Consider the following 25,344-nt stretch of genomic DNA (forward strand, 5'->3'; position numbering starts at 1 on the left):
CCCTTCTCACAGGATTATCTGAACTTTTCAGCAATATAAAATTGAACGCTGCAGCAATATTGAGCTTCCTGAAATCTTTGAAATTTGTACCAACATTTAAAAAGAATACAATGAGTAAAACAATTTTAATTACAGGTGCTGCAAGTGGATTCGGAAAGATTGCAGCTTTTGAACTTGCTAAAAAAGGACATAAGGTAATTGCTACAGCACAGGTCTATCCTCAAATGAGTGATTTAATCCGCGAAGCTAATGAACAGGGAATTGACCTTACCGTGGATAAACTGGATGTAACCAGCCAAAGAGATATTGATTATATTTTAAAAAAATATGATATAGATATTTTAATCAGTAATGCCGGAATTATGGAAGGCGGCCCAATTGCTGAACAGCCTGTGGATATTATCCGATCCATGTTTGATGTGAATGTATTTGGTGCCTTGAATCTTGCTCAGGGATTTATCAAAAAATTTGTTGAAAAGAAAAGCGGTAAGATTGTTTTCACCTCTTCAATGGGAGGTTTATGGACTGTTCCGTATGTAGCCGCTTATTGTGCATCAAAACATGCTTTGGAATCTATTGCTGAAGGTTTGAGAACCGAACTTGCCCCGTTTAATATCAAAATTGCAACCTGCAATCCGGGAGTATTTGGAACAGGATTTAATGACAGGGGAGTAGATTCTATCTTCCATTGGTATGATCCGAAAATTAATTTTACTCCGGAATCTGCTTTTGATGGAGCGGCAGAATCTTTAGCTCATCAACTGGATCCGCAGTCTATGGCAGAAGTGATTGTGAATGTAGCTTTAGATGATGAGAGTCATTTCAGGAATGTACACCCAAAAGAAACTGAAGATTTTGTAAAACAGCTTCAGGCAGATGCATGGACCGCGAAAAGCTAATATCATGGAACTGAATTTTAAAAGCGCAGAAAAAGCGCTGTATGCAGCAAAGGAAAAAGCATTATCCATGAATATTCCTGTAAGCATTGTCGTGGTGGATGCCGGAGGGCATCTGGTGACGTTGGCAAGGCTGGATAGTGTCTATGGAGTGATTGATTTTGCTATTAAAAAAGCAAAAACAGCGGTGATGTTTGGTGTAAACAGTGATCTGATGGGCGAAATTATTTCTGAAACCGGAATTCATGGCTACGGTATGCTGAATTCAAATGATGGGCTTCTGACAATTGCAGGCGGTGTTGTCATTAAGAACGCGGATGGAAACATTATTGGTGCAGTAGGCTCATCAGGCGGAACTCCCGAACAGGATAAAGAAATTGCAGAGGCGGGCGCTCAGGCTATTGCTTAAATTCAGATATTTGTATCATGGAAAACACTTCTGAGATCATATTCGACAAACTGGTTTATTCATGTGCTTTTGAGTCTTACAGAGGTCATGAAGAATTTATTCCGGACCATTTTCTGGGATTTCAGATCTCCGGTGAAACACATGCTTTTCATGAGCAGGGTAAGACCGTGATCAAAGAAAATACAGTAGTTCTGGTCAGAAAAAATCAGCTGATCAGAACTATTAAATATCCTTCAGCGCATGAAAAGTATCAGTTTATCTCCATCACGCTTGATGATGAAACGTTGAGACAGTATGCCAGTGAAAACAAAATAACTGTAAATAGCAATTTTCCAGAGAATCAGCGCTTGTTTTTTGAGCCCAATGATTTTTTTTCCAGCTATTTTGCATCTCTTATTCCTTACATTAACAAAACACAGGAGATTCCTCCAAAATTAGCCGCTTTAAAGGTGAAAGAAGCTATAGAACTTCTTTTGCTGAGTAATCCTGATCTTAAAAATCTTGTTTTTGATTTTTCTGAACCTTATAAAATTGACCTTGCAGAGTTTATGAACAAAAACTTTATGTTCAATGTATCGGTAGATACTTTTGCAAGACTTACAGGGCGTAGTTTATCTGGTTTTAAAAGAGATTTCAATAAGACATTTAAGATGACCCCCAAACAATGGCTGAAGGAAAAAAGATTGAAAGAAGCCTATTATTTAATTAAAAACAGGGATAAAAAACCTTCAGATATCTATCTTGATCTGGGTTTTGAGAATTTATCCCACTTTTATTCTTCTTTCAAAAAGAAATTTGGTGTAACGACTACAGAAGTTTAATGTAAAAATCATTTAAAAAAATCAATTTTTAATATGTTACTTAATTGTTGGAAAACGCAAAGGTACAAAGAGAATCTGAAGGTGTGAATATTCTTAAGGCGCAAAGATTTTATCTCCGATAAAATTTGAACCTGCATAATACCTCTGAGTTGCAATAAGATTAATATAGCTTGTGGTTTTCCTGCGTCTTTGCGTTTCCGACAATTTCGATTAAGGAATCATATTTTCAGCTCTTAATCTTTTAAAAACATCTGTGAAAGAATCTTCTGTGCTTACATAAGCTGTGAAACCCAGTTTTCTGCTTTTTGACATATCACACATCACTTCCAGCGGTCTTCCCAGATCCAGATCGGTATGCCATGCTGAAGACAGACGATCAAGATTTTTTTCTTTAAGATTATATTTTTCTGCAATGGCTGTCCAGACCTGATGGTCGTTTTCCAGCTCTTTTTCAAGCGGTTTTATCGTACTGTCAAAACCTTCAGCTTCTATACCAAACCAATCTGCCAGTCTTTTCCATAGCCATTTCCAGCGGAAAACATCTCCATTGGCAATATTGAATGCCTGATTCCTGGCTGACTCTGTGGTGGATGCCCAAACTAATTGTTTAGCCAGGACTCGTGCGTCTGTTACATCCGAAACGCCATTCCATTGTGCTTCAGATCCCGGCCAGATAAATTTTCGTCCTGTTTCCTTACAGATACTGGCATACACAGCCAATGTGGTTCCAATATTCATCAGGTTTCCCACTGCGTATCCAACAACCGTGTGTGGCCTGTGAATGCTCCATGTGAAGCCCTCTCTTTCGGAAGCTTTGTACACTTCATCCTCCTGTGCATAATAAAAGTTGGGAAGCGGAAGTCTTGGGTGTTCTTCTCTGACAGGAGTTTCAGGTAAAATACCCTCTTTGGCATAAGCTTCAAATGGTCCCAGGTAATGTTTAAGGCCCGTAACCAGAGCGACATGCTTCACTGATTTTTTAGGAGATAAAACCGTTAACAGATTTCTCACAAGCATACCATTGACACGGATATTTTCCTCTTCAGTATCATTACGCATCCATGTAGTAAAATAAATATGAGTAGGAGAGATCCCTTCCAGAGCTTCAGCAAGATTTTGCTCATTCATCAGGTCTGCCTTAATAGGACGAAGGCCCTGGATATTGGAGGTTGGATTCCTGGACAGTCCATATGTTGTCCAGCCTTGAGCGATAAGTTCCTCAGCTAGGTTACTTCCCGTAATTCCGGTAGCGCCTACTACCAATGCAATATTTTCCATAAGTATTGTAAAATTTCTTGTACAAAATTATGGCTGATATCAGTCTTTAATCCTTGATTTGGATCATGTATTAGGGTTGATCTGGATCAAGTGTTGTTTAAAGAATTTTTTTTACGGATTCTGCTTACGGTTTCAGGTGCAAGACCAAGATAGGAAGCAATAAGATTGTGAGGCACTCGTTTTATCATTTCCGGGTTCTTTTGTATCAGTTGAAGATACTTTTCTTCAGCAGTATAACCGTTGGAAACAATAAGTCTGTAATCTTTTGTAACAAGACTATTTTGGTATAAAATCCTGAAATACCGATCCATTACAGGGATTTCCAACAACATTTTTTCATAGTTTTCCAAAGTGATCATCAATACTTCTGTTTCTTCAATAGCATCAATATTCAGTACAGATTTTTCCTGATTGATGAAACTGTTGAAGTCTGAGATCCACCAGCCTTCAAAGGCAAATATATTGATATGTTCATTTCCTTTTTCATCAGAAAAATAAGATTTTAACAGACCTTTACTTACAAAAGACAGCGATCTGCAGATATCTCCTTCCTGAAGAAGATATTGTTTTCGACGAAGTTTTTTAAAGGTAAAGAAAGACTGAACCTGATTTTTCTGTTCATTGGTGATATCAACCTTATTCTCGATATGGGAAAGCAGGACCTCAAACATCAAATAAATATTTTATCAAAAATACTATTTTCAGTAGCAATCAAAGCTCTATTTTTCAAAATCATAGAGATTGATTCCTATTTCTTCATATTTAATTTTTACGACTCTGGTATCCAACGGATATATAATAAATTCTGCGGCTCCCTGGATTTTTGCTTCTAAAAGATGTCCGGCCAAAGCTGTATAATCTTCTCTTCCCAACGTAATATGAAGGTGTAGAGTCGGTTTTCCTTCTATTTCAGAGACATTTCCTGAAATATTGGTGACTTCCATCTGTTCTTTAAAAGTCTTATCCACGTATTTTTTGGTTGCCGGATTAAAGAATCGGAGAGTGGCTTCACTCACAGCTCCTATACCAGTCACTTCTCCTGCCTGGATATTTTGGCTTTGAATAAAATCCGTTAAAGTTTCTGCAATATTGGAATGATTGTCAAGACTTATAATATAAATCTGATCTACCTTTCTTGCAGACCAATGGTTTCCTTTGTAATTCATAATCTCCTTATTTATCCTATTGTTTTTAAATAATTGATGATTCCGATAACATCATCCTGACCAAAGCCTTTCTCGTGTGCATTTTGATAGGTTTGAATTAAAGCTTTGGATAAAGGATAATCAGCACCTGCATTTTTAGCAAGTAGAATATCTTTCAGCATCAGTTCAAGAGCAAATGCCGGAGCATATTGGTCTGCTATTAATAAGGGTGTTTTTACCTTAGTAGCACCGCTTCCACTGGCACTTTCATTAATGATTTCAAGCATATCTGATCTTTCAATTCCTAATTTTCCGGCCAGTAAAACAGTTTCTGCCAGTCCCTGATAAATTGTGGATAGAAAATAATTGACAGATAGTTTTCCTGCAATTCCTTTTCCGTTTTCACCCAGATGTTTTACAGATTTCCCCATTTTCAAAAGATAAGGCATGGCACGTTGGAGGTCTTTTTCTTCACCTCCAGCCATAATAATTAATGTACCTTCCTTTGCGGGCTGGGTACTGCCAGCTACGGGAGCATCAATAAAGGAAGCTTCTTTTATTTTCAGGGCGGCTGCGGTTTCTTTTGAGGCTTCCGGGGAAATAGTACTCATATCTATAAAGAGTTTTCCCTGAATATCTGAAGGAAGAATTTCTTCATACACTGCTTTTACAGCATTGTCGTTGGTCAGCATTGTGAATATGATATCGCTGTTTTGTACCAGGTCTTTAATTTGGGTATAGACTGAAGACTTCCCTTCAAAATCCCGGGCTTTTTCAGAAGTTCTATTGTAAACCGAAAGTGGAAATCCTGCTTTTTCAATATTCTTTGCCATAGGATGGCCCATATTTCCCAATCCGATAAATCCGATTTTTTCCATTGTTTTTTCTTTATACAGTGTTATTAATTAAGTTTTTATCTTGTCAGTCTCCTGAATGAAAAGGAGTTACTTGAAAGCACATTAGTGATATTGTAAAATACGTTTATTTTTCATCAAAATATCAACCAAACAGCGACTTATCAAAATTAATTTTTAATTATATTTTTATCTATAAGCTTTTAAAACCGGATAAACTTTCAGAAATTTGCAGCAAATAAGAATTAATGAAGATCGTAGATATAGAGAACTGGAACAGAAAAGAGCATTTTGAATTTTTTTCTAAAATGGCAAGCCCTTATTTTGGATTTACAACGGAGGTAGACTGTACAAAAGCATATGATACTGCTAAAGAAAAAGGATATTCTTTTTTTGCCTATTATTTTCACAAGTCTATGGCCGCAATTAATACTGTTGATGAACTAAAACTCAGAATTATTGATGGACAGGTGATACAGTTTGATACTGTGCATGCCGGTAGTACGATCGGAAGACCGGATGGTACTTTCGGATTTTCATTTACTCCTTTCTCAGAAGATTTTGAAACCTTCAATGAAGCGCTGCAGGAGGAAATAAAAGGAGTGCATCAGACTTCAGGATTAAGATTAAGCAATGAAAGACTGGGAAAAGATCACGTAAGACATACGACCATTCCATGGAATTCCTTCAGTGCTATATTGCATCCTACAGATTTTAATACCGCAGAATCGGTTCCTAAAATTGCTTTTGGAAGATTCAATATCCGCGAAGGCAGAAAATATCTTCCGGTTTCTATTGAAGCCCACCATGGACTGGCTGATGGCCTTCACCTTGCCAAATACATGGAAGAATTTCAAAGACAGCTTGATCAGTAGAAGATCATAGAGTTTGAAGAAAATGATATATATATTGTTTTAACATTAATTAAAGCCGGACTTATCCGGCTTTTGTTTTTTAGTAATAAATCTTCCGTTTTTCTATTTTCACAATTTGGTCTTTCTCCATCTGCTTTATGGTCCGGATAACCGTTTCTACACATAATCCGGTAAGCGAAGCCAGTTGTTGGCGGGTAAGAGGAATCTGGAAAGAATAAGGCGTTTTATCCTCATGATAACTTTTCAGGTAATCCATCAGCAGCTTCAGTTTAGAAACAGGATTTTGAAAAGAAAGATTATATAACATGACGTATTTATAATACATTCTTTCAGCGAGACATTCGTAAATATTAAGTGAAATTTCAGGATTGCTTTTGATCAAGTCCAAAAAATGTTGCTTCGGCATTTTGTAAATAACTGAATCTTCTATCGCTACAGCATTCATGGGATAAGGCCGGTCTACAAACAACAGTGATTCACCAAAGCTGTCACCGTCTGAAAATATATTCTGAATAAATTCTTTTCCGTCTTGTGTATAATTATTGAGTTTAATTTTTCCTTTTTCAATCTGATAATAATGGGATGGGAGTTCTTCTTCTCGGAAGATTATCTCGCCTGTATGATAAGTTCTTGTTTCCGCTCCAAAAGAAATTAATAAACTTTCAATGATCATAGTTATGATTTTATTTATAAAATAAAGGAACGCAGATTTTATTGATTTCTCTTATTATAGGGTACCATTCATATACCACATATTTTCATTTTTTATATGTGTTTAGCCCGAAAAACATTGACTGAGATCATAAAAAGTAAAGGCAATAACCCGTTACATTTACATCCTACCAAAAATTAATGCACAGATAGAGGGAAACAGGCTGATAAAAGCAGTTAAGAAATTTTTGCTTAAAATATAACGTGGTATCTATGTGGTACGCGGTTTTTATAAAATTTTAATCATTTTTTCTTTCTTTGCCAGTATAAAAATGGAATAAAATTCATAGGTGTGATTTTTTTAACACAATCATTGGATAAATACAAGCTATACATTATGAATTGTTGCATTATAATTATAAAAGCCAATAAAATTTTGAATACATAAAAATTATTTTGTTCCCGATATTAAATTAGCAAAACACAGATTGAACAGAGAAAATAAAGACTTTGTACAGATTCACAAAAGATGTGGTATCTGAAATGCTTAGAGATGAGAAAGTATTATGAAAAATAGAAAACCTGAATCCAACTTAGAGGATTTGAACCAGAAAATTCTTGTACAAGACGAAATTATGGCCTTAGCCAAGGCAAATTCTCCTCGTTTGCTGAATAAATTCAGACTGGTTCATCCTGATTTTTTTAAAAAGTTATCTGTTATACAGCCTGCCCTTAAAAATTCTGAACTGATCTTTTGTATCTACCTAAAGCTCAATATGACCACTAAGGAAATTGCAACCTGTATTTTTGTAACCCCCAAAGCGATACAAAACAGAAAAAACAGGATCAGAAAAAAACTCAACATTCCTTCTGAATTTGATATTTATAAATGGTTTAATGAAATTTAAACCATTTTTTAATATTTAAATTTCTATTACCGCTTTATTCAGATCGTGATAGAGAAGAATTTTCCAACGGTTTTCTCTTGCCTCTTTTTCCCATTTAAGGCGCAATTCCATTGCTTTTCTGCCATCGAAATCACTTTTATAGGCTACATGGTATTTTAAATAATTAGCCTGTGGAAGATCATCAGCCCCATAAAAAACCGTTTCCCCATTTTCCCTGATCCAGAAAACCTGCATAAAAGGGGTATGTCCGCCCACTACTTCATATGAAATTTCATCTGTTATCTGCCCTTGATCTCCATCCATCCATGTAATATTGGGCAGCTGAATCAACTGTTCCAGCATATTGAAATCAAAAGAAGGATTACCTTTTTTTTCCATCGCAAAATCCAGTTCCCGTTTCTGAATATAAATCTGAGCATTCGGAAAAGTGGCTTCAAAACCATTATCAGTAGCAGTTACTGCACCTTCAATATGATCTTTGTGAAGATGGGATAGCAATAGCTTTGTAATTTGATCAGGATGAATATTTTCTCTTTCCAGAATTTCTGAAATAACAGTTGCTCCTGACTCATTTTTCCAGCCAATTCCGGCATCCAAAAGAATATAATCATTTTCAGTGATAATAAGAAAAGGCTGTACAGACATTTTGATCCCACCCACCTTATCAAAATTTTCTTCTGTTAAAAGAGTGAAGTCTTTGGTTTTGCTTGCTGAGAAATTGCCTTCTTTAAGTGGAATGATTTTCATGCTGCAAATTTCCTTAATATTTCTAACATTCAAAAGGTTTTCCATCGATATATATCATCCATAAAAACAATCATACAGACAGCGTGTTGAAATCATTCTACTTACCGCAGAATCCTATATAATTCATAGAAATGTAAAGCGATGGGACGAATAATTTCTTTTTTTAATGATTATCTTTGATCTCTGAAAATTCTGGCTGATGCATAATGATCTGCCGTCAGACACCTTCAATTCTAATAAAAACTTTATACGTAATGCAGGAGAGTTCTTCCCAAGGTATTTCCCGGACTGTTATCTGGCTTATGGCCGTTATTTCCGGACTGGTAGTCGCCAACAATTATTATAACCAGCCTTTACTGGCACTTATTTCAGAAGAGTTACAGGTTTCTGAGAGCGCAGCAAGTAAAATTTCTGTACTTACTCAGATGGGCTATGCATTGGGACTGTTGCTGATTGTTCCGTTGGGGGATAAGTTTTTCCGTAAGAAATTGATTTTAATAGACTTGTTTCTTGTTTTTGGATCCCTTTTATGGATGACTTTTGCCACCCAGTTGTGGATGTTGTATGCTGCCAGTTTACTGATTGGGGCTACATCGGTTATCCCGCAACTGTTTGTTCCTATTGCTGCAGAACTTTCATCAGATAAAGAAAAATCCTCCAATATCGGGCTGGTAATGTCAGGATTATTGCTGGGAATTCTTCTTTCCCGTTTTATAGGGGGAATTGTAGGAGAAGTATGGGGTTGGAGAGCAATGTTTGGTATTGCTGCAGGACTGATGATACTGGTTTGGCTGGCTGTCTATAAAATGCTTCCTGAAATGTCTCCTAATTTTAAAGGTACCTACAAAGAGCTGATGCGTTCTGTTGCTCATCTTGCCAAAACACAGCCTGTTCTTCAGCTGGCTTCTTTCCGTGGAGCCATGGCATTTGGTTCTATGTGTGCTTTGTTTACAACCTTAGTTTTTCATATGGAGAAACCGCCTTTTAATGCCGGATCATCCGTTGTGGGAAGTTTTGGATTAGCAGGTGCTGTAGGAGCTTTAGCGGCTGCCAAAGTGGGAAAATTGCAAAAGTATCTGGATATTAACCGAATTATATTATATTCTTTATTGATCGTTATAGGAAGCTGGGGCTTTACTTATTTTGCCGGAGAAACCTATTGGGGATTGATTGTAGGAGTAATTCTTGTGGATCTTGGAGTGCAGTCCAGCCATATTATGAACCAGACCAATTATTTTCTGATCAAATCTAATGCTGTAAACAGGCTGAATACAGTATATATGGTCTCTTATTTCATCGGGGGCTCACTCGGAACCTGGCTGGCATCCGTTGCATGGCAAAAGGCTCAATGGAGCGGTGTATGTTTTGTAGGAACGGTATTTGGGGTATTGGCTTTGATCGCTCATATTTTGTTTTCAAAAAGGGTAAATAGAGCAAACACTGAAATGTAATTGTTTATATTTCTGAGACGTTTAAGAATCGGGATTTTATCAAAGATAAAATCCCGATTCTTTTATTTTCAAAATCTGCAGAATTTCTTACTCTTCAATGGCTTCCTGTGCCTGCATCATTTCCCTGTGCTTTCCTCCCCATTCATCAAGCTGTTTCCAGATAGGGATCAGCTCCCGGGCAATATCTGTAAGTTCATAATCAACTCTTGGAGGAACTTCTGCATACACGGTCCTTTTTACTAAGCTTTCTTTTTCCAACTCTCTCAGCTGCAGGGTAAGCATTCTTTCCGTTATTCCTGAAATAGAATTTCTAAGTTCGCTGAAACGTAATTTTCCGTCTTTTAGTTTGTTTAAAATAATCAGTTTCCATCGGCCTCCGATTTTACATACAGCATAGCTCAGATCACATCCTTGTATATATTGTCTGTTGATATTATTTGTTGAATTTTCTTTTAGCTTTCCCATTACTTACAAATTTGTTAGTACCATACATTTAGCTGTATACAGTGCAAATGTAAGGTTTGAAATTTAATTTTGTACACAGAAAGCAGAAAATATGCAGCAGTAAGGAACAATAGCGCTTACGTTCCCTGTGAAAACAATAGTAACTTAAATTAAAATAAAAATGCAATTAACCCCCAATATAACACAGATTTTAAATCACTTAGAAAAAATACAACCCTTTAACCCACAGAATTCATTAGACGGAGCCCGAAAATATCTTGAAGCAATGTCTATTCAGCTTAGTGGTAAAAAAGAACCCGTTACAATGATTGAAGAATTGGATGTTCAACAGGAAAACCATCAGATTCCCATTCGGGTTTATCGTCCTAAGGGAAAAGATGTTCAGAATTCACCGGCTATTATTTATATTCATGGAGGCTGGTTTATAGCAGGAGGATATGAAACCCATGATGCGGTAGTCCGTAAACTGGCTAATAAAACCGGATCTGTGATTATTTTTATAGATTACCGTCTTGCTCCGGAACATCCTTTTCCGGCAGGTTTAAACGATTCTCTTAATGGTATAAAATGGGTAATAGCCAATGCAGAATCTTTAGGAATAGATCCTGATAAAATAGGAATTATAGGAGATAGCGCCGGCGGAGCATTGGCTGCCGCTGTTTCTACCCAAATGGGAAAACATCTGAAATTTCAGATATTAATTTATCCTGCTGCCGATAATCAACTCAATTCAAAATCATGGGAAACTTATGAAAACGGACCTGTTCTTAATAAACAGGGAGGTATAGAAGCATGGGACTGGTACCTTCCCAACGAAGAAAAAGATAATCCTCTGGCGATTCCTGTCTTAATAAAAGATTTTAAAAAAACTCCACCTACTTTAGTAATCCTTGCAGAGCATGACCCTTTACTGGACGATGGAAAACAGCTTTCTGAAAATATGAAAAATGCAGGGATTGAAATTACAACTAATCTTTACAAAGATATGGTTCACGGTTTTATGCACATGGGAGAACTGTTGGAGCAAGTACAGTCAGCAGTAGATGAAATGGCTGCTTTTGCCCATCAAAATTTAAAATTTGACGAGTAAAAACGATCATGAAAAAATACGCATACATTGGATGTCTGGGTTTTATAGCGGTTATTACAACTGAATTTGGAGTCATCGGAATTCTCCCGCAAGTGGCAGAACATTATAAAATCAGTATAGACAAAGCAGGGTATTTGTTGAGCGCTTTTGCATTAATTATCGCTCTTACAGGACCTTTTATGACCTTACTTACATCAGGTTTTGATCGTAAAAAAATAATGCTTGCAGCCATATCCCTGTTTCTGATTACTGGATTTGTGTCTTCTTTTTCGCCTCCTTTCTGGCTGCTGATGCTGGTTAGGATTTTACCGGCATTTCTGCAACCTGTGTATATTGCGACAGCATTATCTGTGGCAGTTTCCCAGGCAGATGACCGGAAAAAAAATGAGCTGATGGGAATTGTATTTAATGGAGTTGCCATTGCCATGGTAACCACAGTTCCTTTTGCAACATGGATTGCGGGACTTTGGTCCTGGGAGTATTCATTTATGATACAGACTGCAGTAAGTCTGGTTGCTTTAGCGGTCATTTACTTCCTTCTTCCTCCAATGCCTGTGAAAGAGAAAAAATCCTACGGAAATCAGATCAGAATATTGAAACAGCCTCCATTTATTCTGAGTACGCTGACTAATTTTTTCATGATTACTGCATGGTTTTCTACCTACAGCTATTTTGCAGATTATCTGAACAAAGCAAAAGGAATGGATACTTCAATGGTAAGCTATATGCTGCTTCTGTTTGGGCTTATCGGAGTTGCTGCCAATGGAGTAGCCGGAAAAATGCTTAATAAAAATGTGGCTGGTACTACCGCTATCTTTCTTTCGGGAACTATTGTCGTACCTGTACTTTTATATTTTTCTGATGGAAATTTATGGGCAACTATTCTGGTAATTGGAGTGTGGGGATTTTTGTATTCTCCAAGTTTTCTGAATGCATCCACTTATATGATCTCTTCAGCACCGGAATCACTTGAGTTTGCCAACAGTCTTGCTACCTCATTTGGAAATTTGGGTGTGACGGTGGGAACTACAATCGGTGGGTGGGTGATTGTTACAAAGGGGGTAGAGTATATTCCGTGGATAGGTCTTGTTTTCGGGATTCTTGCATTTCTGATGATGATCTTAAAAGTGATATCGGAGAAGCGTAATCAGGTACTTTCCACCTGTCAGAATTGAATTGTAATAATTTTTGTTACATTAAATAAAATATACTATCTTTGTACTATTAATTTGATTTAAAATTAAATACAATGAAAATAGAAATCTGGTCGGACGTGATGTGTCCGTTTTGCTATATCGGAAAGAATAATTTTGAGCAGGCTTTGAATAAGCTGCCTTTTAAAGATGAAGTAGAGGTGGAGTGGAAGAGTTTTCAGCTGGATCCAAGCTTAGATCCTAAAGAAACTCAGGATACCCTTCAATATTTCAGAGAAAAAAAAGGTTTCCCTGAAGCTCAGGCTACGCAAATGATTGGGCAGGTAACTCAAATGGGAAAAGGAGCCGGAATTGATTTTAATTTTGAAAAAGCTCTGATCACCAATACGTTCAGTGCTCATAAACTACTTCATTTGGCTAAAAAGCACAACAAGTCCAATGAAATGGAAGAAGCCTTATTTATCGCTCACTTTATTGACGGGAAAAATGTAGGCGATACAGATGTTTTAGTGGCTCTTGCTGAAAATTTAGGAATTGATAAGGAAGAAGCAAGACAGGCTGTTACAACGGATCAATTGGATTATGAAGTGAATCAGGATATTCAGGAGGCAAGAAACAATGGTATTTCCGGAGTTCCCTTCTTTGTTCTGAATGGTAAATATGCCGTTTCCGGTGCTCAGCCGGCAGAAGTATTTGAAAATGCGCTTCAGCAGACTTATAAAGAAACGATAAGCCCGTTTAAGGATCTCTCCGGTAAAAACGGAGCTTCCTGTGATGGCGACGGATGCAGTATTTAAAAATATTAACCCCCAAAATAGTTTTATTTTGGGGGTTTAATTTAATAGAGTCTTGTATCTTTGTATTACAGTACCAATAGCTGTATAAATCTGATTTCTCAATGATAAAAATTAACAACGAAACTCATTATTCAATTGATGATACCCTTTTTGTTTTTGCATTAGATTCTGAAGCAGGAAGAGTTTTTGACGATAAAAACAAATTAATTACCGGCATCGGGAAAGTAAATGCAGCAATCGAATTAACTAAAGAAATTCATACAAGAAAACCTAAACTGATCGTGAATTTAGGTTCTGCTGGAAGTAAAGGATTTCACAAAGGAGAAGTAGTATGCTGTACAAAATTTATCCAGAGAGATATGGATGTAAGAGGGTTGGGATTTAAACTTTATGAAACTCCATTATCCGGAGTGCCGCCTGTGCTGGAATACGGTCTTAAAATGGATGCCTTGCAAGAAGGAATCTGCGGCAGCGGTGACAGTTTTGAAATGAACCACTCTGAAACCGATTATAATATTGTAGACATGGAAGCCTATCCGCTAGCATTGATTGCACAACAGGAAAAAATCCCGTTTCTATGCCTGAAATACATCTCTGACGATGCAGGAAGTGATGCAGCAGATGATTGGAGTGTACAGGTACATCTGGCTTCTGAAGCCTTTAAAAAAATACTGTTTTCATAAATAATATCATCCTGAACAAAGTTTCAGGATTTTGTTTTCTATTTGTATTTTTACTTCCAACCCATCCCTACTATGAAAGTTACTTTTTATGAGCCGGTACATTCTGTTTTGAAAGACTATATTCAAGGATATTATTTTATAGAAAAAGATGATGATCAGGAACCTGTTAAATATCTTACATTTCCAGATAACTACTTTATTGTATCAGCATGTCAGGATGTAACTGTTATTCAGGACAAAGGATGGGTAGAAATTGCCAGATCTTCATCTGAGAATATCGTGGTAGATTTTGTATTCAGATGTTCTGTTCCTACTGAAATTTTTTATCGGCAATCGGTTAATGAAGTTACCGTTTATTTTAAACCATTAGGTATTTATCATTTTTTTAATGCTGATAAAAGCAAAGATCTGGAACAGGAAATCCTTCTTTCAGATTTTATAGGAATTATGAATTCTATTTTAAAAGAGCCTGACAGGAAAATACAAATTGAAATCCTGGAAAATTATTGCCTTTCCCAATTCCGGAAGAGAGACTTGCATCTGGCCTATACCATATTAAATGATTTTGAAACAGAGTTGAGTATTGAAGAAATTGCTGCAAAAAATAAAATTACGAGACAATATGTCAACAAGATAGCTCAGCGGTATCTGGCCAAACCAGCTTCAGAATTCAGAAAAATACAACGGTTTCGCAAGGTTTTGATTTCCAATAAAAAATCCAGAAATCTTACAGAACTTTCCTACGAAAATCTATTTTATGATCAGTCTCATCTCATTAAAGATTTTAAAGAACTCACCCAAATAAGTCCCGGGAAATTCTTTGAGAATGTAGATACTGAGAAAAATAATGTCTGGTTATTTATCTGAGTTTCCATTTTTACAATTCATACAAATCTCATTGAAATACATTTGTTGAAATATTAAATCCTTATTTCAATGAAAAAATTATATGTCGGGCTTTTCTTTTTTACTTCCTTATTTTCTTATGCCCAGAAAAATGATACATCAATAATCCTTGCTGATATCACAGAAAAAGTAAAAGACTATTATATTGATAAAGAAACTTATAAAAAAGTAAACTCTTTATTTCAGAACGAATTGAAAAAGGGAACTTTTAATCAACTCAGTAAGAAGGATTTTGCTGCCTTTCTCACTCAAAAACTGAGAACCACTATTGAAGACGAACATTTCTTTGTTAAATATCTTGAAAACTATACTCCCGAAAAACAGATAAGTGAAAAAGAAAAAGAGAAATTGAATAACGAACATAACAGTCTTGAGAACTTTGGGTTTGAAACGGTTCAACGGCTACCGGGCAATATCGGCTACATCAATTTTAAAGGTTTTGCCTCTCCCGAAGCCAGTGAAAATACATTAGCTGCTGCCATGAATTTTGTAGCAAATACCCATTCTCTTATTATCGATCTCCGGGAAAACGGAGGGGGAGAAAACGGGATGGTTCTTCTCTTCTGCAGTTACTTTTTTGATCAAAAAACAGATCTTTATACTACCTATTTCCGGCATGATAACAAAACGGTTTTAAACAGCACCCAGCCTGTAGTTTCCGGACAGAAATATCTTCACAAAAAGATCTATATTCTTACCAGTAAAAAGACTTTTTCAGCTGGAGAAGCAGTAGCTTACTTTTTACAGCAGTATAAACTTGCTGAAGTGATAGGTGAAAAAACCGGAGGAGCGGCCAACCCTGTAGATCATTTTATTATCCAAGATCAATATTTACTGCTTGTTCCGGCAGGAAAAATAACACCTCTAATAAGCCAGAAAAACTGGGAGCATATAGGCGTAACTCCCAATCAGGAAGTGAAAAGTGAAGATGCTTTAAAGGCTGCTCACATTAAAATTTTAAAGAATATGGTAACAACAGAAGCAAAAACAGAATTAACCATACCCGAAATAAAAAATCTTATTTATAAATTAGAACAATAAATAGCTGTTATGTCATCAATAATCATCAATACATCCGGTGAAAAAGACCTCGAGATACTCCAAAATATTGGTATACAAACCTTCACAGAAACGTTTGCAGAAGATAATACTGAAGAGGCTATGAGGAAATATCTGGAGGAAAGCTTTAATACTGAAAAGATAAAATCAGAGTTGAATAATCCTGACTCCTTTTTCTATATTGCCTGGGAAGAAGACAATCCGATAGGTTACCTGAAAGTCAATTCCGGAAAAGCACAGACAGAGCTTCAGGACGAAGCCGGCCTGGAAATTGAAAGAATCTATGTAAAGAAGAGCCATCACGGGAAAAAAGTAGGACAGCTTCTTTATAACCAGGCTTTGGAAACGGCACGGCATCTGAATAAATCTTATATATGGCTTGGAGTGTGGGAAGAAAACCTCAGAGCTTTGAATTTTTACAGAAAAAACGGATTCGTTGAGTTTGACAAGCACATTTTCAGACTTGGAGAAGAAGAGCAGACCGATCTGATGATGAAGAAAATTTTGGATTAAAAATATTTACCACAGATACCACAAATTTTTACAGATAATTGTGTAAAATATTCAAAATGAACAATTCAGAATTTGTAAAACAGCTCAATCAGTATTATACTTTGTCCAAAGAAACAATTCAAGATTTACTGGATATCTGTACAGAAGAATACTATCACAAAAATGATCTTCTGCTGGAATCCGGTTCCATGGCGAGATATTATTATTTCATCAAATCCGGACTGATAGGGTATTATACAGTAGATGAACAGGGAAATAATATTTATAAAATCTTCTTTGAAGAAAACAGCTTTGCAGCTTCTACAGCCGCCATTATTAAAAATGAACCCAGCGATTTCAATATTATTGCACTGGAAGACTGCTCTGTAATACAGTATCCTGCAAAAGCCTACCGTGAATTGCTTGAAAAACACCATGACCTGGCTCTTTTTCATCTGTATTATCTTGAAAAAAACTGGGTAGTGAAAAAAGAACCTTTGGAGGTGTCCCTGAAATACGAAACAGCAAAAAAGAGATATCTGCAATTGCTTGAAAATAGATCTCTTTACAACAGATTAAAACAGCATCATATTGCTTCTTATCTTGGGATTACACCTACACAGCTTAGCCGGATAAAGAAGGAACTCAGCTGATATTCCTAAATATGAGTAAAATAAATTAACCTGAGTTGGGTTTAAGGAAATTCACATTTTCTGGTCTGAATTTGTATGATCTTTTACATTAATTTCTTAACCATGAAAGTGATTTGTAAAGGTTAAACAATCTTTTATAAAAATAATAAACCCTCTTGGAATTCTGTTTTTGAACTTCAATAACTTCGCTCTTACAGCTTCCTGACATCATTAAAAATTAAATTTCCAGATCTGGACTGAGGATAAAATTAATAAAAGCTTCAACATATGTTGAGGATTTTGTTCTTTTTCTGGTGCAATTTTGCTTTATCACAAGATCATTGGTACACTATATGTTTTACAATAAAGGAACCTGTGATTATCATTAATTAAACATTTTTAAAACATGAAGAAGCTCATCAACATTGTATTTGTGCTGGCTGCATTTATCCCATTATCAGCACAAAAAATTATTCATCAGGAAATTTTCAGTCCGAAAATGAATAAGAAGATCAAAACGGTTATCATTACACCCAATCTTCAGCCTAATATGAAGTATCCGTCTGTCTATATTCTTCATGGTTTCAGCGGTAATCCGGACAGAATCATTAAGCAGGATATTCCCGATTTGGTTAAAAAAGCTCAGGAATACAAAATAATCTATGTGCTTCCGGATGGCAATTACGGTTCGTGGTACGTAGATAGTCCTATTGTAAAAGAGTCACAATATCAGACTTTTATTGGAAAAGAGTTGGTGGAATTTATTGATAAAAATTATCCGGTGAAAGCTGATAAAAAATTCCGGGGAATTATGGGATGGAGTATGGGAGGCTACGGAGCAACTAATATCGGAGTTACGTATAATAAGACATTTGGTATCGTAGGAAGTTCATGTGGAGCGTTAGATTTCAATTCGTTTGGAGAAGGATACCAAAAATATATGGTGAATAAAGTTCTTGGACCACTGGAATCTATTAATCCCAATTTCCTTACTGACAGCAAAATAAAACTGATGGCCGGAGCAGAACAGCAATATATTTTCGATTGCGGAACGGAAGATACCCAGATGATCAATATGAACCGGAATTTTCATAAAAAGCTGACTGAAATGAAAATCCAGCATCTTTACACAGAATCTTTAGGTGGACACGTTCCTGAATACTGGAGCAGATCATTGTCTGAACAATTATCTTTATTTGACAGGTTTTTTAAACAGTAAAATTATAAGCTTTTAAGTTTTGGCTAAAGCCAAAGGATTTATATTTTTATTTGTTAAAACGGGCTAAAGCCCGTTCCTTTTGAATATTGATTAGTTTTTCTATCAATAGAAGCGGGCTTTAGCCCGCTTGCTTTTTATTGTTAATGTAATATTGGCTTTAGCCAAAACTTATAGAAAATCAAGTAATTTTGAAAATATAAGACAAACAAAAATCCTTTTTGAGCTATGCCCAAAAAGGATTTCGATTGATTGAATGTTCAAAAATGCTAACCAAGCATTCTATTAAAAATGTTGAAAGTTTTTACCCAAATGTTCCTCTATCACAAAGAACGGGTCTTCCGTAAGGGTGTGAGCTCTCATATCAATAAGGCTCACTTTACTCATCATACGAAGCATGATTCTTCTCTCGCACGGATGTTCTATTCCGTCAATATTTCTTACTCCTGCCCGGAAAGCAGATCTTCCGTGAGCACATAAATGATTATTAACCAGAATAACATCTCCTGCCTGAGGAGTAAATCCTGAATAAATCAAATGTCTGGCTTCCTCCCAGAATTCATGCAGCGTACTTTGAGCTTCCTCAGATTGTCTTATGCTGGAATTGAAAAGCTGTTCTGCAGCATCAAACCTCATAAAAGGAAGACTTAAATTCCCATATAATACAGAGTCTAATGTTTCTTCCTCAGTATCTCCTGTTTCCAGATTGGCATCCTTTGGAATTTTGTAAATACGTTCAAAAAGAGGTCTGTAATTTTCACCAATAGACTCATGAGAGCGGATCGAGTAAAGAGTAGAAGGAACCTGCTCTTCATTCCTTACATACATAAAGCTTAAATAATCAGCCTGATGTTTCAGGAAGGCATCTTCGGTATGTACATACAAATCTGTTGAAGATCCCGATCCTGTCTGTGTTTCTTTCATTTTTTCGTCAGGAATGATGGCATGGATCAATCCGCCTCCTTTACGCTGTGAATAATATTGTACAGGCTTTGATGGAAGTGCCCCATGAATAAGCGCACACGCAAAACCATATAAATTAAATTTTGAATAATCTGCCGACTGCCAATTGGAAGGCGTAGAACCTATATTCTCCTGATCTATATCCATTAATCCGGTAAAGATCAGGGCACCATACTGATTTTTTGAAAAGTCACTTGCAAAATCAGCCGCTATATTTAAAATTCTCTCCGGTAAGAAATAAGACGCCAGCTGATGTACATGCTTAATAAAATCACGGTTTTCATAAGTGTCATACTTTTTCTGAAGATGTAATGCCGCATCTTTTATCATTCTTCTCTCCTGTGAGGTGACCTCTATGACCGTAGGAAGCAGTTTTACCACTGTTGAACAGTCTTTATCTAAAATTTCTGTAGAATTCATTAAAAAAAAATTTGGTGTTAACTAATAATTTTTATATTTGTTTTTAATTATTCTAAATAACAATAACCGAGTCAAATTTATGAATAATTACTCAATCACCAAATAAAATCTAAAAAAAATGTAAAAATTAAAAACCTGACTATCAGATATATATAATCGTATATCAAAAAAACCACAACAACTCACAGATTTAAAAAATCACATTACAAAACTTTTATGAACAACAATTTAATTTCCCTAGAAGAGCAAGCAAGCACTACTTCACCTCACATTTCGGGGAATTTTGGGAATATTTTTCATCCAGACAATTATGATCATTATCGTAATGCAGTCAATAGTACTTTAAACCTGGTTCAGGAATTTCTTTACAGAAACAACAAACCTTTCAGTGGTATAGAAGCCAAAACAATGAAAGGAATGGTACAACAGATCGACCTTAATCAAAAACTCACCAATTATAATGAACTTCTTGCGGAAGTAGATGAAATCTATGTAAAACACGCTACAGCTTTCCATCTTCCTCAATATGTAGCTCACCTTAACTGTCCTGTAGTAATCCCGGCATTGGCAGGAGAAATTCTTGTAAGTGCTATCAATTCTTCACAGGATACTTATGATCAGAGTGCAGGAGGAACTTTTATGGAAAGAAAACTGATCGACTGGACTGCGGGTCAGATAGGATATAATACCAATGAAAGCGATGGTGTTTTCACAGCAGGGGGCTCACAGAGCAATTTAATGGGATTGGTCATGATGCGTGACTGTTTTTCTCAGAAAAGATATAATCATAATATTAAAATGGATGGCCTGCCGGCAGAGGCAAGCCGTTTCAGAATATTTGTTTCAGATAAATCTCACTTCAGCAACCTTAAAAATGCTTCCATTATGGGATTGGGTGAGAAAAGTATAATCAAAGTTCCTACCGATGAAAGATTCCGTATGGATATTTCTCTTCTGAAAAAATACATTAAAAGAGAAGAACAGTTAGGAAATATTCCTATTGGTATTGTTGCCACAGCAGGAACTACAGACTTTGGAAACATTGATCCATTGGAAGATATCGCCAATATTGCAGAGCATTATAACATCTGGATGCATGTGGACGCAGCTTATGGATGTGCTTTATTACTGAGTGACAAATACCGTGATCTGATCAATGGTATTGAAAGAGCAGACTCTGTAACGATTGATTACCATAAATCATTCTTCCAGCCTATCAGCAGCAGTGCTTTCATTGTTAAAAACAAAAAAGAACTCCTGATTCTTAAACATCACGCCGATTATCTGAATCCGAAAGAAATGGATGAAGAAGAAATTCCGGCACAGATCAATAAATCCATTACACAGAGCACCCGAAGATTTGATGCTTTAAAACTTTGGTTTACCATAAGAATGATGGGAAGAGAGCAATTGGCAGAATATACTGATACTGTTATTGATCTTACCAAAGATGCTGCCGCAATGATTACGGAAGATGCAGATTTTGAACTTCTTTCAGATTCTGACTTGAGTGTTCTTGTTTTCAGATATGTAAATCCGGAAATCAGTGATCTGAATGCTTTAAATCAATACATCAAGATGAAATTGTTCTATAGCGGAGAAATCCTTGTAGCCAGCACAAAGGTTGATGGAAATTTCTATTTGAAATTTACCTTCCTGAACCCGATTACCACCACTGAAGATATTCATCAAATTCTTACCACAATCAAAAGACATGGAGAAGACTTTAATTCAGAAAAATAAAACAGCAGAAAAAGCCAGGGAAATTACCTTCAGAATTATGCTGAACGGAATGCTGAGAGAACTGGGAAACGGAAAATTCTATCTTGGAGTTCCAAAATATGATCTTCTTACCGCAAAAGCTCTCCAGAACAGTAATTATCCGCTGTATATGAGGTTTGAAATGAAGAAAAGCGGGTTGTTCCTGTTCGCTCCGGTTTCTTATCGTTCGGAAACTCTTTTTCATGAATACGAACCTGTTTTATGGGCTGTAGACCACCAAAATCAAGAGATTTTTGAGGTTAATGATGAAAAACTGACTGAACTGGTTTATAAAGAATTTTCTGAAACCATCAGTGAAACAGGATTTCAACAATTTGCAGAAAGAATTCAGAGCAGCCTGAGAAATCTGGAACTGACAACTGAAGCATGTCTTCAGGACGATCAGCTTTTAACCTATTCTTTTCTGGAATCTGAACAGTTGCTTCCGGCAGGACACAATCTGCATCCTTTCACCAAATCAAGAATGGGATTTTCTGAGGAAGAACAGTTTTTATACGGTCCCGAATTCGGTAAAGGATTCCAGCTGGATTATTTCCTGATTCACAAAGACTGCATTACAGAAAAGTCGCTTCCGGGTATTTCAGCAAAAGAAATATTTGAAAAGTGGACTTCTATTCCGGAGAGCTACGATTTTGAAAACACAAATGATTTCTATATTGTTCCATGTCATCCATGGGAAGCACAGTATCTTTTGTCAACAGAAGAATATCCTGAAATGCTTGGATCCGGAAAAATTATTCATATCGGACCATTGGGAGAAGATTTTTATGCTACATCATCTATAAGAACAGTGTATAACCCTGATTTCAGCTGGATGCTAAAGTTCTCTTTGCATGTTTTGATGACAGGTTCTGTAAGAACAAACAGTTTAAAAGATCTCAACAGAGGATATGCTTCAGCAATTTGGTGGCAGCATGAAAAAGCTTCATTTGAAGTAAACTTTCCGGATTTTAAATTATTATTGGAACCATCCACTTTAAGCGTTCATTACGAAGGAAAAAATATGGATAGTCTGAATATTCTGCTTCGTGAAAATCCTTTTTCAAATGAAGATAAAGTCATTTTACTGGCAAGACTTTGCCAGGATGAATCTACAGATGGTTTCAATTTTACAGCACATTTCTTTAAAAATGTAGCCAATCAGCTGGGTATAGATGCCGAAAAAGCAGCTATTATCTGGTTTGAAAAATATGTGAATCTCCTGCTTTCACCTTTAAACAGATTGTACAATCAATTAGGGATGGCACCGGAAGTACATCAGCAGAATTTGCTTGTTAAGCTTGATCATCAGCTTTTACCACAATCTATCTATGTAAGAGACGGGCAAGGTTATCTGATTAAAGAAAGTTTCAAAGAAAAATATCAAAACCTGATTAAAGATTATCCTGAAGTTGAAGATCTTTTCATCAGGGATGAACGCCTTCTTGATATTGTTTCTCATCATCTTCTGGTAAGTAACCTGAGTGCACTGATCTCTTCAATAGGTAAAACAGGATTGGCTACAGAAAGAAAACTGATTCATATTCTGTACAGAGAATTTGAAAGCTTACATGAATCTGAACCATCATCGTTGACAGATTATGCGTTAAATCAAAGATATTGGGCAGTAAAATCAAACCTTCAGTCGGCTGTGTCTGATGTAGACGGCGGCGTGAATGCTGCGTCTATTTCTTATGCTAAAGTTCCGAACCTTCTTCACAAACATTTCTTCTCAGATCAGCTGATTCATCCACAAGGAAAGGAAGTTTTCTTTAAAAGGTATTTCCAGAAAGAAGATGTCACCATAAGTATGCGTCCCATAGATCTTGAAAATGACCTTGAAATGCTTCATGAATGGTTCAATCGTGAACATGCCGTAAAAATATGGCAGATGAACTGGCCTATTGATGAATTGGAAACTTACTACAGGCTGATGCTTCCAAGTGATGAAGCCCACAGTTATATCATTGCAGGTAATGATGAGCCTTCCTGTAATATAGAGGTGTATTGGGCAAGTAGAGATATCGTAGGTGATTATTATGATGTATTGCCTACAGATTATGGAACACACCAGTTTATTGCACCTACTGACCCTAAGAAGAAATTTGTATCTCCATCTACACAATCTATGGTTGACTATGTTTTTGCACAGCCACAGGTAGGTAAAATGGTAGGGGAAGGGTCTGTAGACTCACTTGCTTCTATGATGAATAAAGCCCACGTAGGCTTCAAAGTAGAAAAAGTAATTGAAATGCCTCATAAAAAAGCCAATCTGAACTTCTGTTACAGAGAATGGTACTGGGAAAAATTCCCACAAAATAAAGAGGTACAAATCACCACAAACATCACAAAAAATGACTAACGAAGCCGTATACAATGTAATAGGCATAGGTATAGGCCCTTTTAATCTGGGACTTGCCGCATTATCCAATCCGATTTCGGAACTGAAGACGCTTTTCCTGGACCAGAGAGATGGTTTCGACTGGCACCCGGGACTGATGATTGACCATGTAACCCTGCAGACTCCATTTCTATGTGACTGCGTATCCATGGCAGATCCAACCAATCCCTTGAGTCTTTTGAATTATTTAAAGGAAACCGGAAGATTGTACAAATTCTTTATCCGTGAAAGTTTCTTTATCCCAAGAAAAGAATACAACCGTTACTGCCAATGGGTAATTGAACAGCTTCCACAGTGTCGTTTTTCAACACAAGTAGTTGATATTACTTATGAAGAAGGTTTATACCGCGTGGAAACAGTTCACACAAAAACAAAAGAAACAGCTGTTTTCAAAACGGAAAGATTGATTTTGGGAACAGGAACACAGCCTCATATTCCTTCTTTTATTCCGAAAGATGATTCACGAATCATTCATACAAGTTCTTATCTGTATAGAAAAGAGGAACTTTTATCTCAAGGAAAGAAAATTGCCATTATCGGGTCTGGTCAGAGTGCTGCAGAGGTATTTTATGACCTTCTTCAGAGCAGAAATGAAAAAACACAGTTGGGCTGGTATTCCCGTCCGGACAGGTTTTTCCCTATGGAATATTCTAAATTAACATTGGAGCTTACGTCTCCCGATTATGTTGAATATTTTTATAACAGAAGTGAATCTGCAAGAAAAACTATTTTGAGCAAACAGCAAGCTCAGTTTAAAGGAATCAATTACGATCTGATCAATGATATCTATGATTTTATTTACGATCTGAATATCGACAATGCTGATCCTAATCTTAAAATTATTCCAAACAGCCAGTTGAATAGAGTAGACAACAGCAGCCCGGATTTCATCAATCTTGAATTTACACAACTGGAACAGGAAGTGCCTTATGATCAGGAAGCTGATTATCTGATTCTTGGAACCGGATACCGTTATCATGAGCCTGTATTCTTAAAGAATATCCAATCCAGAATTAAAAGAGATTCAAGCGGATTATTTGATGTCAACAGGAATTATTCAATAGATCATAACGAAGGCGAAATCTATGTGCTTCACGCTGAAGTCCACACACACAGCTATATTTCTACCGATCTGGGAATGGCTGCTTACCGTAATTCCTACATCATCAATGATATTCTGGGAAGAGAACATTATAAAATTGAAAAGAAAATTGCTTTCCAGGACTTTGATGTGGAAAAATATGCTGATTTACCAACTGCCAAAATTTAA

The 25,344-nt window shown here is 36.4% G+C and carries 26 protein-coding genes; 18 read left to right on the forward strand and 8 right to left on the reverse strand.

Annotated features, from left to right (window positions below; translation table 11 throughout):
- The first annotated feature begins 110 nt into the window (after nt 1-110).
- The 3 genes from FW781_RS01145 to FW781_RS01155 are packed head-to-tail and all read left to right on the forward strand — an operon-like array spanning nt 111 to nt 2,126.
- Nucleotides 111-899 carry an SDR family oxidoreductase gene (locus tag FW781_RS01145; protein ID WP_149385736.1) on the forward strand — a complete coding sequence of 263 codons (789 nt, stop codon included), beginning with the start codon at nt 111-113 and terminating at the stop codon, nt 897-899.
- A gap of 4 nt (nt 900-903) precedes the next feature.
- Nucleotides 904-1,305 (forward strand): GlcG/HbpS family heme-binding protein, encoded by a 402-nt coding sequence (locus FW781_RS01150; protein ID WP_149385737.1) that lies wholly within the window; start codon nt 904-906, stop codon nt 1,303-1,305.
- Nucleotides 1,306-1,322: 17 nt separating this feature from the next.
- Nucleotides 1,323-2,126, forward strand: a complete 804-nt coding sequence (locus FW781_RS01155) for a helix-turn-helix domain-containing protein (protein WP_149385738.1) — start codon at nt 1,323-1,325, stop codon at nt 2,124-2,126.
- 210 nt (nt 2,127-2,336) lie between these two features.
- Here FW781_RS01155 and FW781_RS01160 read toward each other — a convergent pair whose 3' ends face one another.
- From FW781_RS01160 to FW781_RS01175, 4 genes are all read right to left on the reverse strand, one after another.
- Nucleotides 2,337-3,404 (reverse strand): SDR family oxidoreductase, encoded by a 1,068-nt coding sequence (locus FW781_RS01160; RefSeq protein WP_149385739.1) that lies wholly within the window; start codon nt 3,402-3,404, stop codon nt 2,337-2,339.
- 86 nt (nt 3,405-3,490) lie between these two features.
- Nucleotides 3,491-4,075, reverse strand: coding sequence for a Crp/Fnr family transcriptional regulator (locus FW781_RS01165; protein ID WP_149385740.1), 585 nt, complete (start codon nt 4,073-4,075; stop codon nt 3,491-3,493).
- A 48-nt stretch (nt 4,076-4,123) separates the two neighbouring features.
- Nucleotides 4,124-4,570, reverse strand: a complete 447-nt coding sequence (locus FW781_RS01170; RefSeq protein WP_149385741.1) for a PPC domain-containing DNA-binding protein — start codon at nt 4,568-4,570, stop codon at nt 4,124-4,126.
- Between the two features lie 11 nt (nt 4,571-4,581).
- On the reverse strand, nt 4,582-5,427 hold the full coding sequence (locus tag FW781_RS01175; protein WP_149385742.1) for an NAD(P)-dependent oxidoreductase: 846 nt from the start codon (nt 5,425-5,427) through the stop codon (nt 4,582-4,584).
- Between the two features lie 224 nt (nt 5,428-5,651).
- On the opposite strand from FW781_RS01175, the gene FW781_RS01180 reads away from it, so the two are divergent.
- Entirely contained in the window at nt 5,652-6,278 is a 627-nt protein-coding gene (locus FW781_RS01180; RefSeq protein WP_149385743.1) for a chloramphenicol acetyltransferase, read from the forward strand.
- A gap of 79 nt (nt 6,279-6,357) precedes the next feature.
- Here FW781_RS01180 and FW781_RS01185 read toward each other — a convergent pair whose 3' ends face one another.
- Nucleotides 6,358-6,951 (reverse strand): Crp/Fnr family transcriptional regulator, encoded by a 594-nt coding sequence (locus FW781_RS01185; RefSeq protein ID WP_149385744.1) that lies wholly within the window; start codon nt 6,949-6,951, stop codon nt 6,358-6,360.
- A 544-nt stretch (nt 6,952-7,495) separates the two neighbouring features.
- On the opposite strand from FW781_RS01185, the gene FW781_RS01190 reads away from it, so the two are divergent.
- Nucleotides 7,496-7,837, forward strand: coding sequence for a helix-turn-helix transcriptional regulator (locus FW781_RS01190; RefSeq protein ID WP_149385745.1), 342 nt, complete (start codon nt 7,496-7,498; stop codon nt 7,835-7,837).
- A gap of 15 nt (nt 7,838-7,852) precedes the next feature.
- On the opposite strand, the gene FW781_RS01195 is transcribed toward FW781_RS01190, so the two are convergent.
- Entirely contained in the window at nt 7,853-8,584 is a 732-nt protein-coding gene (locus FW781_RS01195) for an MBL fold metallo-hydrolase (protein ID WP_149385746.1), read from the reverse strand.
- A 254-nt stretch (nt 8,585-8,838) separates the two neighbouring features.
- Between FW781_RS01195 and FW781_RS01200 the strand changes: the two genes are divergently transcribed.
- Nucleotides 8,839-10,035, forward strand: coding sequence for an MFS transporter (locus FW781_RS01200; protein ID WP_149385747.1), 1,197 nt, complete (start codon nt 8,839-8,841; stop codon nt 10,033-10,035).
- 87 nt (nt 10,036-10,122) lie between these two features.
- Here FW781_RS01200 and FW781_RS01205 read toward each other — a convergent pair whose 3' ends face one another.
- A complete protein-coding gene (locus FW781_RS01205) occupies nt 10,123-10,500 on the reverse strand; it encodes a winged helix-turn-helix transcriptional regulator (protein ID WP_149385748.1) in 378 nt (125 codons plus the stop codon).
- A gap of 160 nt (nt 10,501-10,660) precedes the next feature.
- On the opposite strand from FW781_RS01205, the gene FW781_RS01210 reads away from it, so the two are divergent.
- From FW781_RS01210 to FW781_RS01250, 9 genes are all read left to right on the forward strand, one after another.
- Nucleotides 10,661-11,590, forward strand: a complete 930-nt coding sequence (locus FW781_RS01210; protein WP_149385749.1) for an alpha/beta hydrolase — start codon at nt 10,661-10,663, stop codon at nt 11,588-11,590.
- 8 nt (nt 11,591-11,598) lie between these two features.
- Nucleotides 11,599-12,765, forward strand: coding sequence for an MFS transporter (locus FW781_RS01215; RefSeq protein ID WP_149385750.1), 1,167 nt, complete (start codon nt 11,599-11,601; stop codon nt 12,763-12,765).
- A gap of 74 nt (nt 12,766-12,839) precedes the next feature.
- On the forward strand, nt 12,840-13,541 hold the full coding sequence (locus FW781_RS01220; RefSeq protein WP_149385751.1) for a DsbA family oxidoreductase: 702 nt from the start codon (nt 12,840-12,842) through the stop codon (nt 13,539-13,541).
- A 101-nt stretch (nt 13,542-13,642) separates the two neighbouring features.
- Nucleotides 13,643-14,224, forward strand: a complete 582-nt coding sequence (locus FW781_RS01225) for a 5'-methylthioadenosine/S-adenosylhomocysteine nucleosidase family protein (protein WP_149385752.1) — start codon at nt 13,643-13,645, stop codon at nt 14,222-14,224.
- Nucleotides 14,225-14,296: 72 nt separating this feature from the next.
- Nucleotides 14,297-15,091 (forward strand): helix-turn-helix domain-containing protein, encoded by a 795-nt coding sequence (locus FW781_RS01230; protein ID WP_149385753.1) that lies wholly within the window; start codon nt 14,297-14,299, stop codon nt 15,089-15,091.
- A 69-nt stretch (nt 15,092-15,160) separates the two neighbouring features.
- Complete coding sequence (locus FW781_RS01235) at nt 15,161-16,171, forward strand: S41 family peptidase (protein ID WP_149385754.1); 1,011 nt, start codon at nt 15,161-15,163, stop codon at nt 16,169-16,171.
- Nucleotides 16,172-16,180: 9 nt separating this feature from the next.
- Nucleotides 16,181-16,702, forward strand: coding sequence for a GNAT family N-acetyltransferase (locus FW781_RS01240; RefSeq protein WP_149385755.1), 522 nt, complete (start codon nt 16,181-16,183; stop codon nt 16,700-16,702).
- Between the two features lie 56 nt (nt 16,703-16,758).
- Nucleotides 16,759-17,334 carry a Crp/Fnr family transcriptional regulator gene (locus FW781_RS01245; RefSeq protein ID WP_149385756.1) on the forward strand — a complete coding sequence of 192 codons (576 nt, stop codon included), beginning with the start codon at nt 16,759-16,761 and terminating at the stop codon, nt 17,332-17,334.
- 385 nt (nt 17,335-17,719) lie between these two features.
- The gene (locus tag FW781_RS01250) at nt 17,720-18,532 is read left to right on the forward strand and encodes an alpha/beta hydrolase (RefSeq protein ID WP_149385757.1); all 813 of its coding nucleotides are present in this window, start codon (nt 17,720-17,722) and stop codon (nt 18,530-18,532) included.
- Between the two features lie 282 nt (nt 18,533-18,814).
- Here FW781_RS01250 and FW781_RS01255 read toward each other — a convergent pair whose 3' ends face one another.
- Nucleotides 18,815-19,912 (reverse strand): TauD/TfdA family dioxygenase, encoded by a 1,098-nt coding sequence (locus FW781_RS01255; protein ID WP_149385758.1) that lies wholly within the window; start codon nt 19,910-19,912, stop codon nt 18,815-18,817.
- 216 nt (nt 19,913-20,128) lie between these two features.
- On the opposite strand from FW781_RS01255, the gene FW781_RS01260 reads away from it, so the two are divergent.
- From FW781_RS01260 to FW781_RS01270, 3 genes are read left to right on the forward strand one after another with little or no spacing between them, the layout of a single operon-like run.
- A complete protein-coding gene (locus FW781_RS01260) occupies nt 20,129-21,655 on the forward strand; it encodes a pyridoxal phosphate-dependent decarboxylase family protein (protein ID WP_149385759.1) in 1,527 nt (508 codons plus the stop codon).
- Nucleotides 21,627-24,035, forward strand: coding sequence for a GNAT family N-acetyltransferase (locus FW781_RS01265; protein ID WP_149385760.1), 2,409 nt, complete (start codon nt 21,627-21,629; stop codon nt 24,033-24,035). Before FW781_RS01260 ends, FW781_RS01265 begins: the two co-directional genes overlap by 29 nt.
- Nucleotides 24,028-25,344, forward strand: coding sequence for a lysine N(6)-hydroxylase/L-ornithine N(5)-oxygenase family protein (locus FW781_RS01270; protein WP_149385761.1), 1,317 nt, complete (start codon nt 24,028-24,030; stop codon nt 25,342-25,344). Before FW781_RS01265 ends, FW781_RS01270 begins: the two co-directional genes overlap by 8 nt.

It is taken from the genome of Chryseobacterium panacisoli, from assembly GCF_008274625.1.
In the GTDB taxonomy this organism is placed as follows: Bacteria; Bacteroidota; Bacteroidia; order Flavobacteriales; family Weeksellaceae; genus Chryseobacterium; species Chryseobacterium panacisoli.

What these genes read in the sequence shown, in the direction of transcription:
- FW781_RS01145 (WP_149385736.1), top strand. Translation starts at nt 111, where the DNA reads ATGAGTAAAACAATTTTAATTACAGGTGCTGCAAGTGGATTCGGAAAG.
- FW781_RS01150 (WP_149385737.1), top strand. Translation starts at nt 904, where the DNA reads ATGGAACTGAATTTTAAAAGCGCAGAAAAAGCGCTGTATGCAGCAAAG.
- FW781_RS01155 (WP_149385738.1), top strand. Translation starts at nt 1,323, where the DNA reads ATGGAAAACACTTCTGAGATCATATTCGACAAACTGGTTTATTCATGT.
- FW781_RS01160 (WP_149385739.1), bottom strand. Translation starts at nt 3,404, where the DNA reads ATGGAAAATATTGCATTGGTAGTAGGCGCTACCGGAATTACGGGAAGT.
- FW781_RS01165 (WP_149385740.1), bottom strand. Translation starts at nt 4,075, where the DNA reads ATGTTTGAGGTCCTGCTTTCCCATATCGAGAATAAGGTTGATATCACC.
- FW781_RS01170 (WP_149385741.1), bottom strand. Translation starts at nt 4,570, where the DNA reads ATGAATTACAAAGGAAACCATTGGTCTGCAAGAAAGGTAGATCAGATT.
- FW781_RS01175 (WP_149385742.1), bottom strand. Translation starts at nt 5,427, where the DNA reads ATGGAAAAAATCGGATTTATCGGATTGGGAAATATGGGCCATCCTATG.
- FW781_RS01180 (WP_149385743.1), top strand. Translation starts at nt 5,652, where the DNA reads ATGAAGATCGTAGATATAGAGAACTGGAACAGAAAAGAGCATTTTGAA.
- FW781_RS01185 (WP_149385744.1), bottom strand. Translation starts at nt 6,951, where the DNA reads ATGATCATTGAAAGTTTATTAATTTCTTTTGGAGCGGAAACAAGAACT.
- FW781_RS01190 (WP_149385745.1), top strand. Translation starts at nt 7,496, where the DNA reads ATGAAAAATAGAAAACCTGAATCCAACTTAGAGGATTTGAACCAGAAA.
- FW781_RS01195 (WP_149385746.1), bottom strand. Translation starts at nt 8,584, where the DNA reads ATGAAAATCATTCCACTTAAAGAAGGCAATTTCTCAGCAAGCAAAACC.
- FW781_RS01200 (WP_149385747.1), top strand. Translation starts at nt 8,839, where the DNA reads ATGCAGGAGAGTTCTTCCCAAGGTATTTCCCGGACTGTTATCTGGCTT.
- FW781_RS01205 (WP_149385748.1), bottom strand. Translation starts at nt 10,500, where the DNA reads ATGGGAAAGCTAAAAGAAAATTCAACAAATAATATCAACAGACAATAT.
- FW781_RS01210 (WP_149385749.1), top strand. Translation starts at nt 10,661, where the DNA reads ATGCAATTAACCCCCAATATAACACAGATTTTAAATCACTTAGAAAAA.
- FW781_RS01215 (WP_149385750.1), top strand. Translation starts at nt 11,599, where the DNA reads ATGAAAAAATACGCATACATTGGATGTCTGGGTTTTATAGCGGTTATT.
- FW781_RS01220 (WP_149385751.1), top strand. Translation starts at nt 12,840, where the DNA reads ATGAAAATAGAAATCTGGTCGGACGTGATGTGTCCGTTTTGCTATATC.
- FW781_RS01225 (WP_149385752.1), top strand. Translation starts at nt 13,643, where the DNA reads ATGATAAAAATTAACAACGAAACTCATTATTCAATTGATGATACCCTT.
- FW781_RS01230 (WP_149385753.1), top strand. Translation starts at nt 14,297, where the DNA reads ATGAAAGTTACTTTTTATGAGCCGGTACATTCTGTTTTGAAAGACTAT.
- FW781_RS01235 (WP_149385754.1), top strand. Translation starts at nt 15,161, where the DNA reads ATGAAAAAATTATATGTCGGGCTTTTCTTTTTTACTTCCTTATTTTCT.
- FW781_RS01240 (WP_149385755.1), top strand. Translation starts at nt 16,181, where the DNA reads ATGTCATCAATAATCATCAATACATCCGGTGAAAAAGACCTCGAGATA.
- FW781_RS01245 (WP_149385756.1), top strand. Translation starts at nt 16,759, where the DNA reads ATGAACAATTCAGAATTTGTAAAACAGCTCAATCAGTATTATACTTTG.
- FW781_RS01250 (WP_149385757.1), top strand. Translation starts at nt 17,720, where the DNA reads ATGAAGAAGCTCATCAACATTGTATTTGTGCTGGCTGCATTTATCCCA.
- FW781_RS01255 (WP_149385758.1), bottom strand. Translation starts at nt 19,912, where the DNA reads ATGAATTCTACAGAAATTTTAGATAAAGACTGTTCAACAGTGGTAAAA.
- FW781_RS01260 (WP_149385759.1), top strand. Translation starts at nt 20,129, where the DNA reads ATGAACAACAATTTAATTTCCCTAGAAGAGCAAGCAAGCACTACTTCA.
- FW781_RS01265 (WP_149385760.1), top strand. Translation starts at nt 21,627, where the DNA reads ATGGAGAAGACTTTAATTCAGAAAAATAAAACAGCAGAAAAAGCCAGG.
- FW781_RS01270 (WP_149385761.1), top strand. Translation starts at nt 24,028, where the DNA reads ATGACTAACGAAGCCGTATACAATGTAATAGGCATAGGTATAGGCCCT.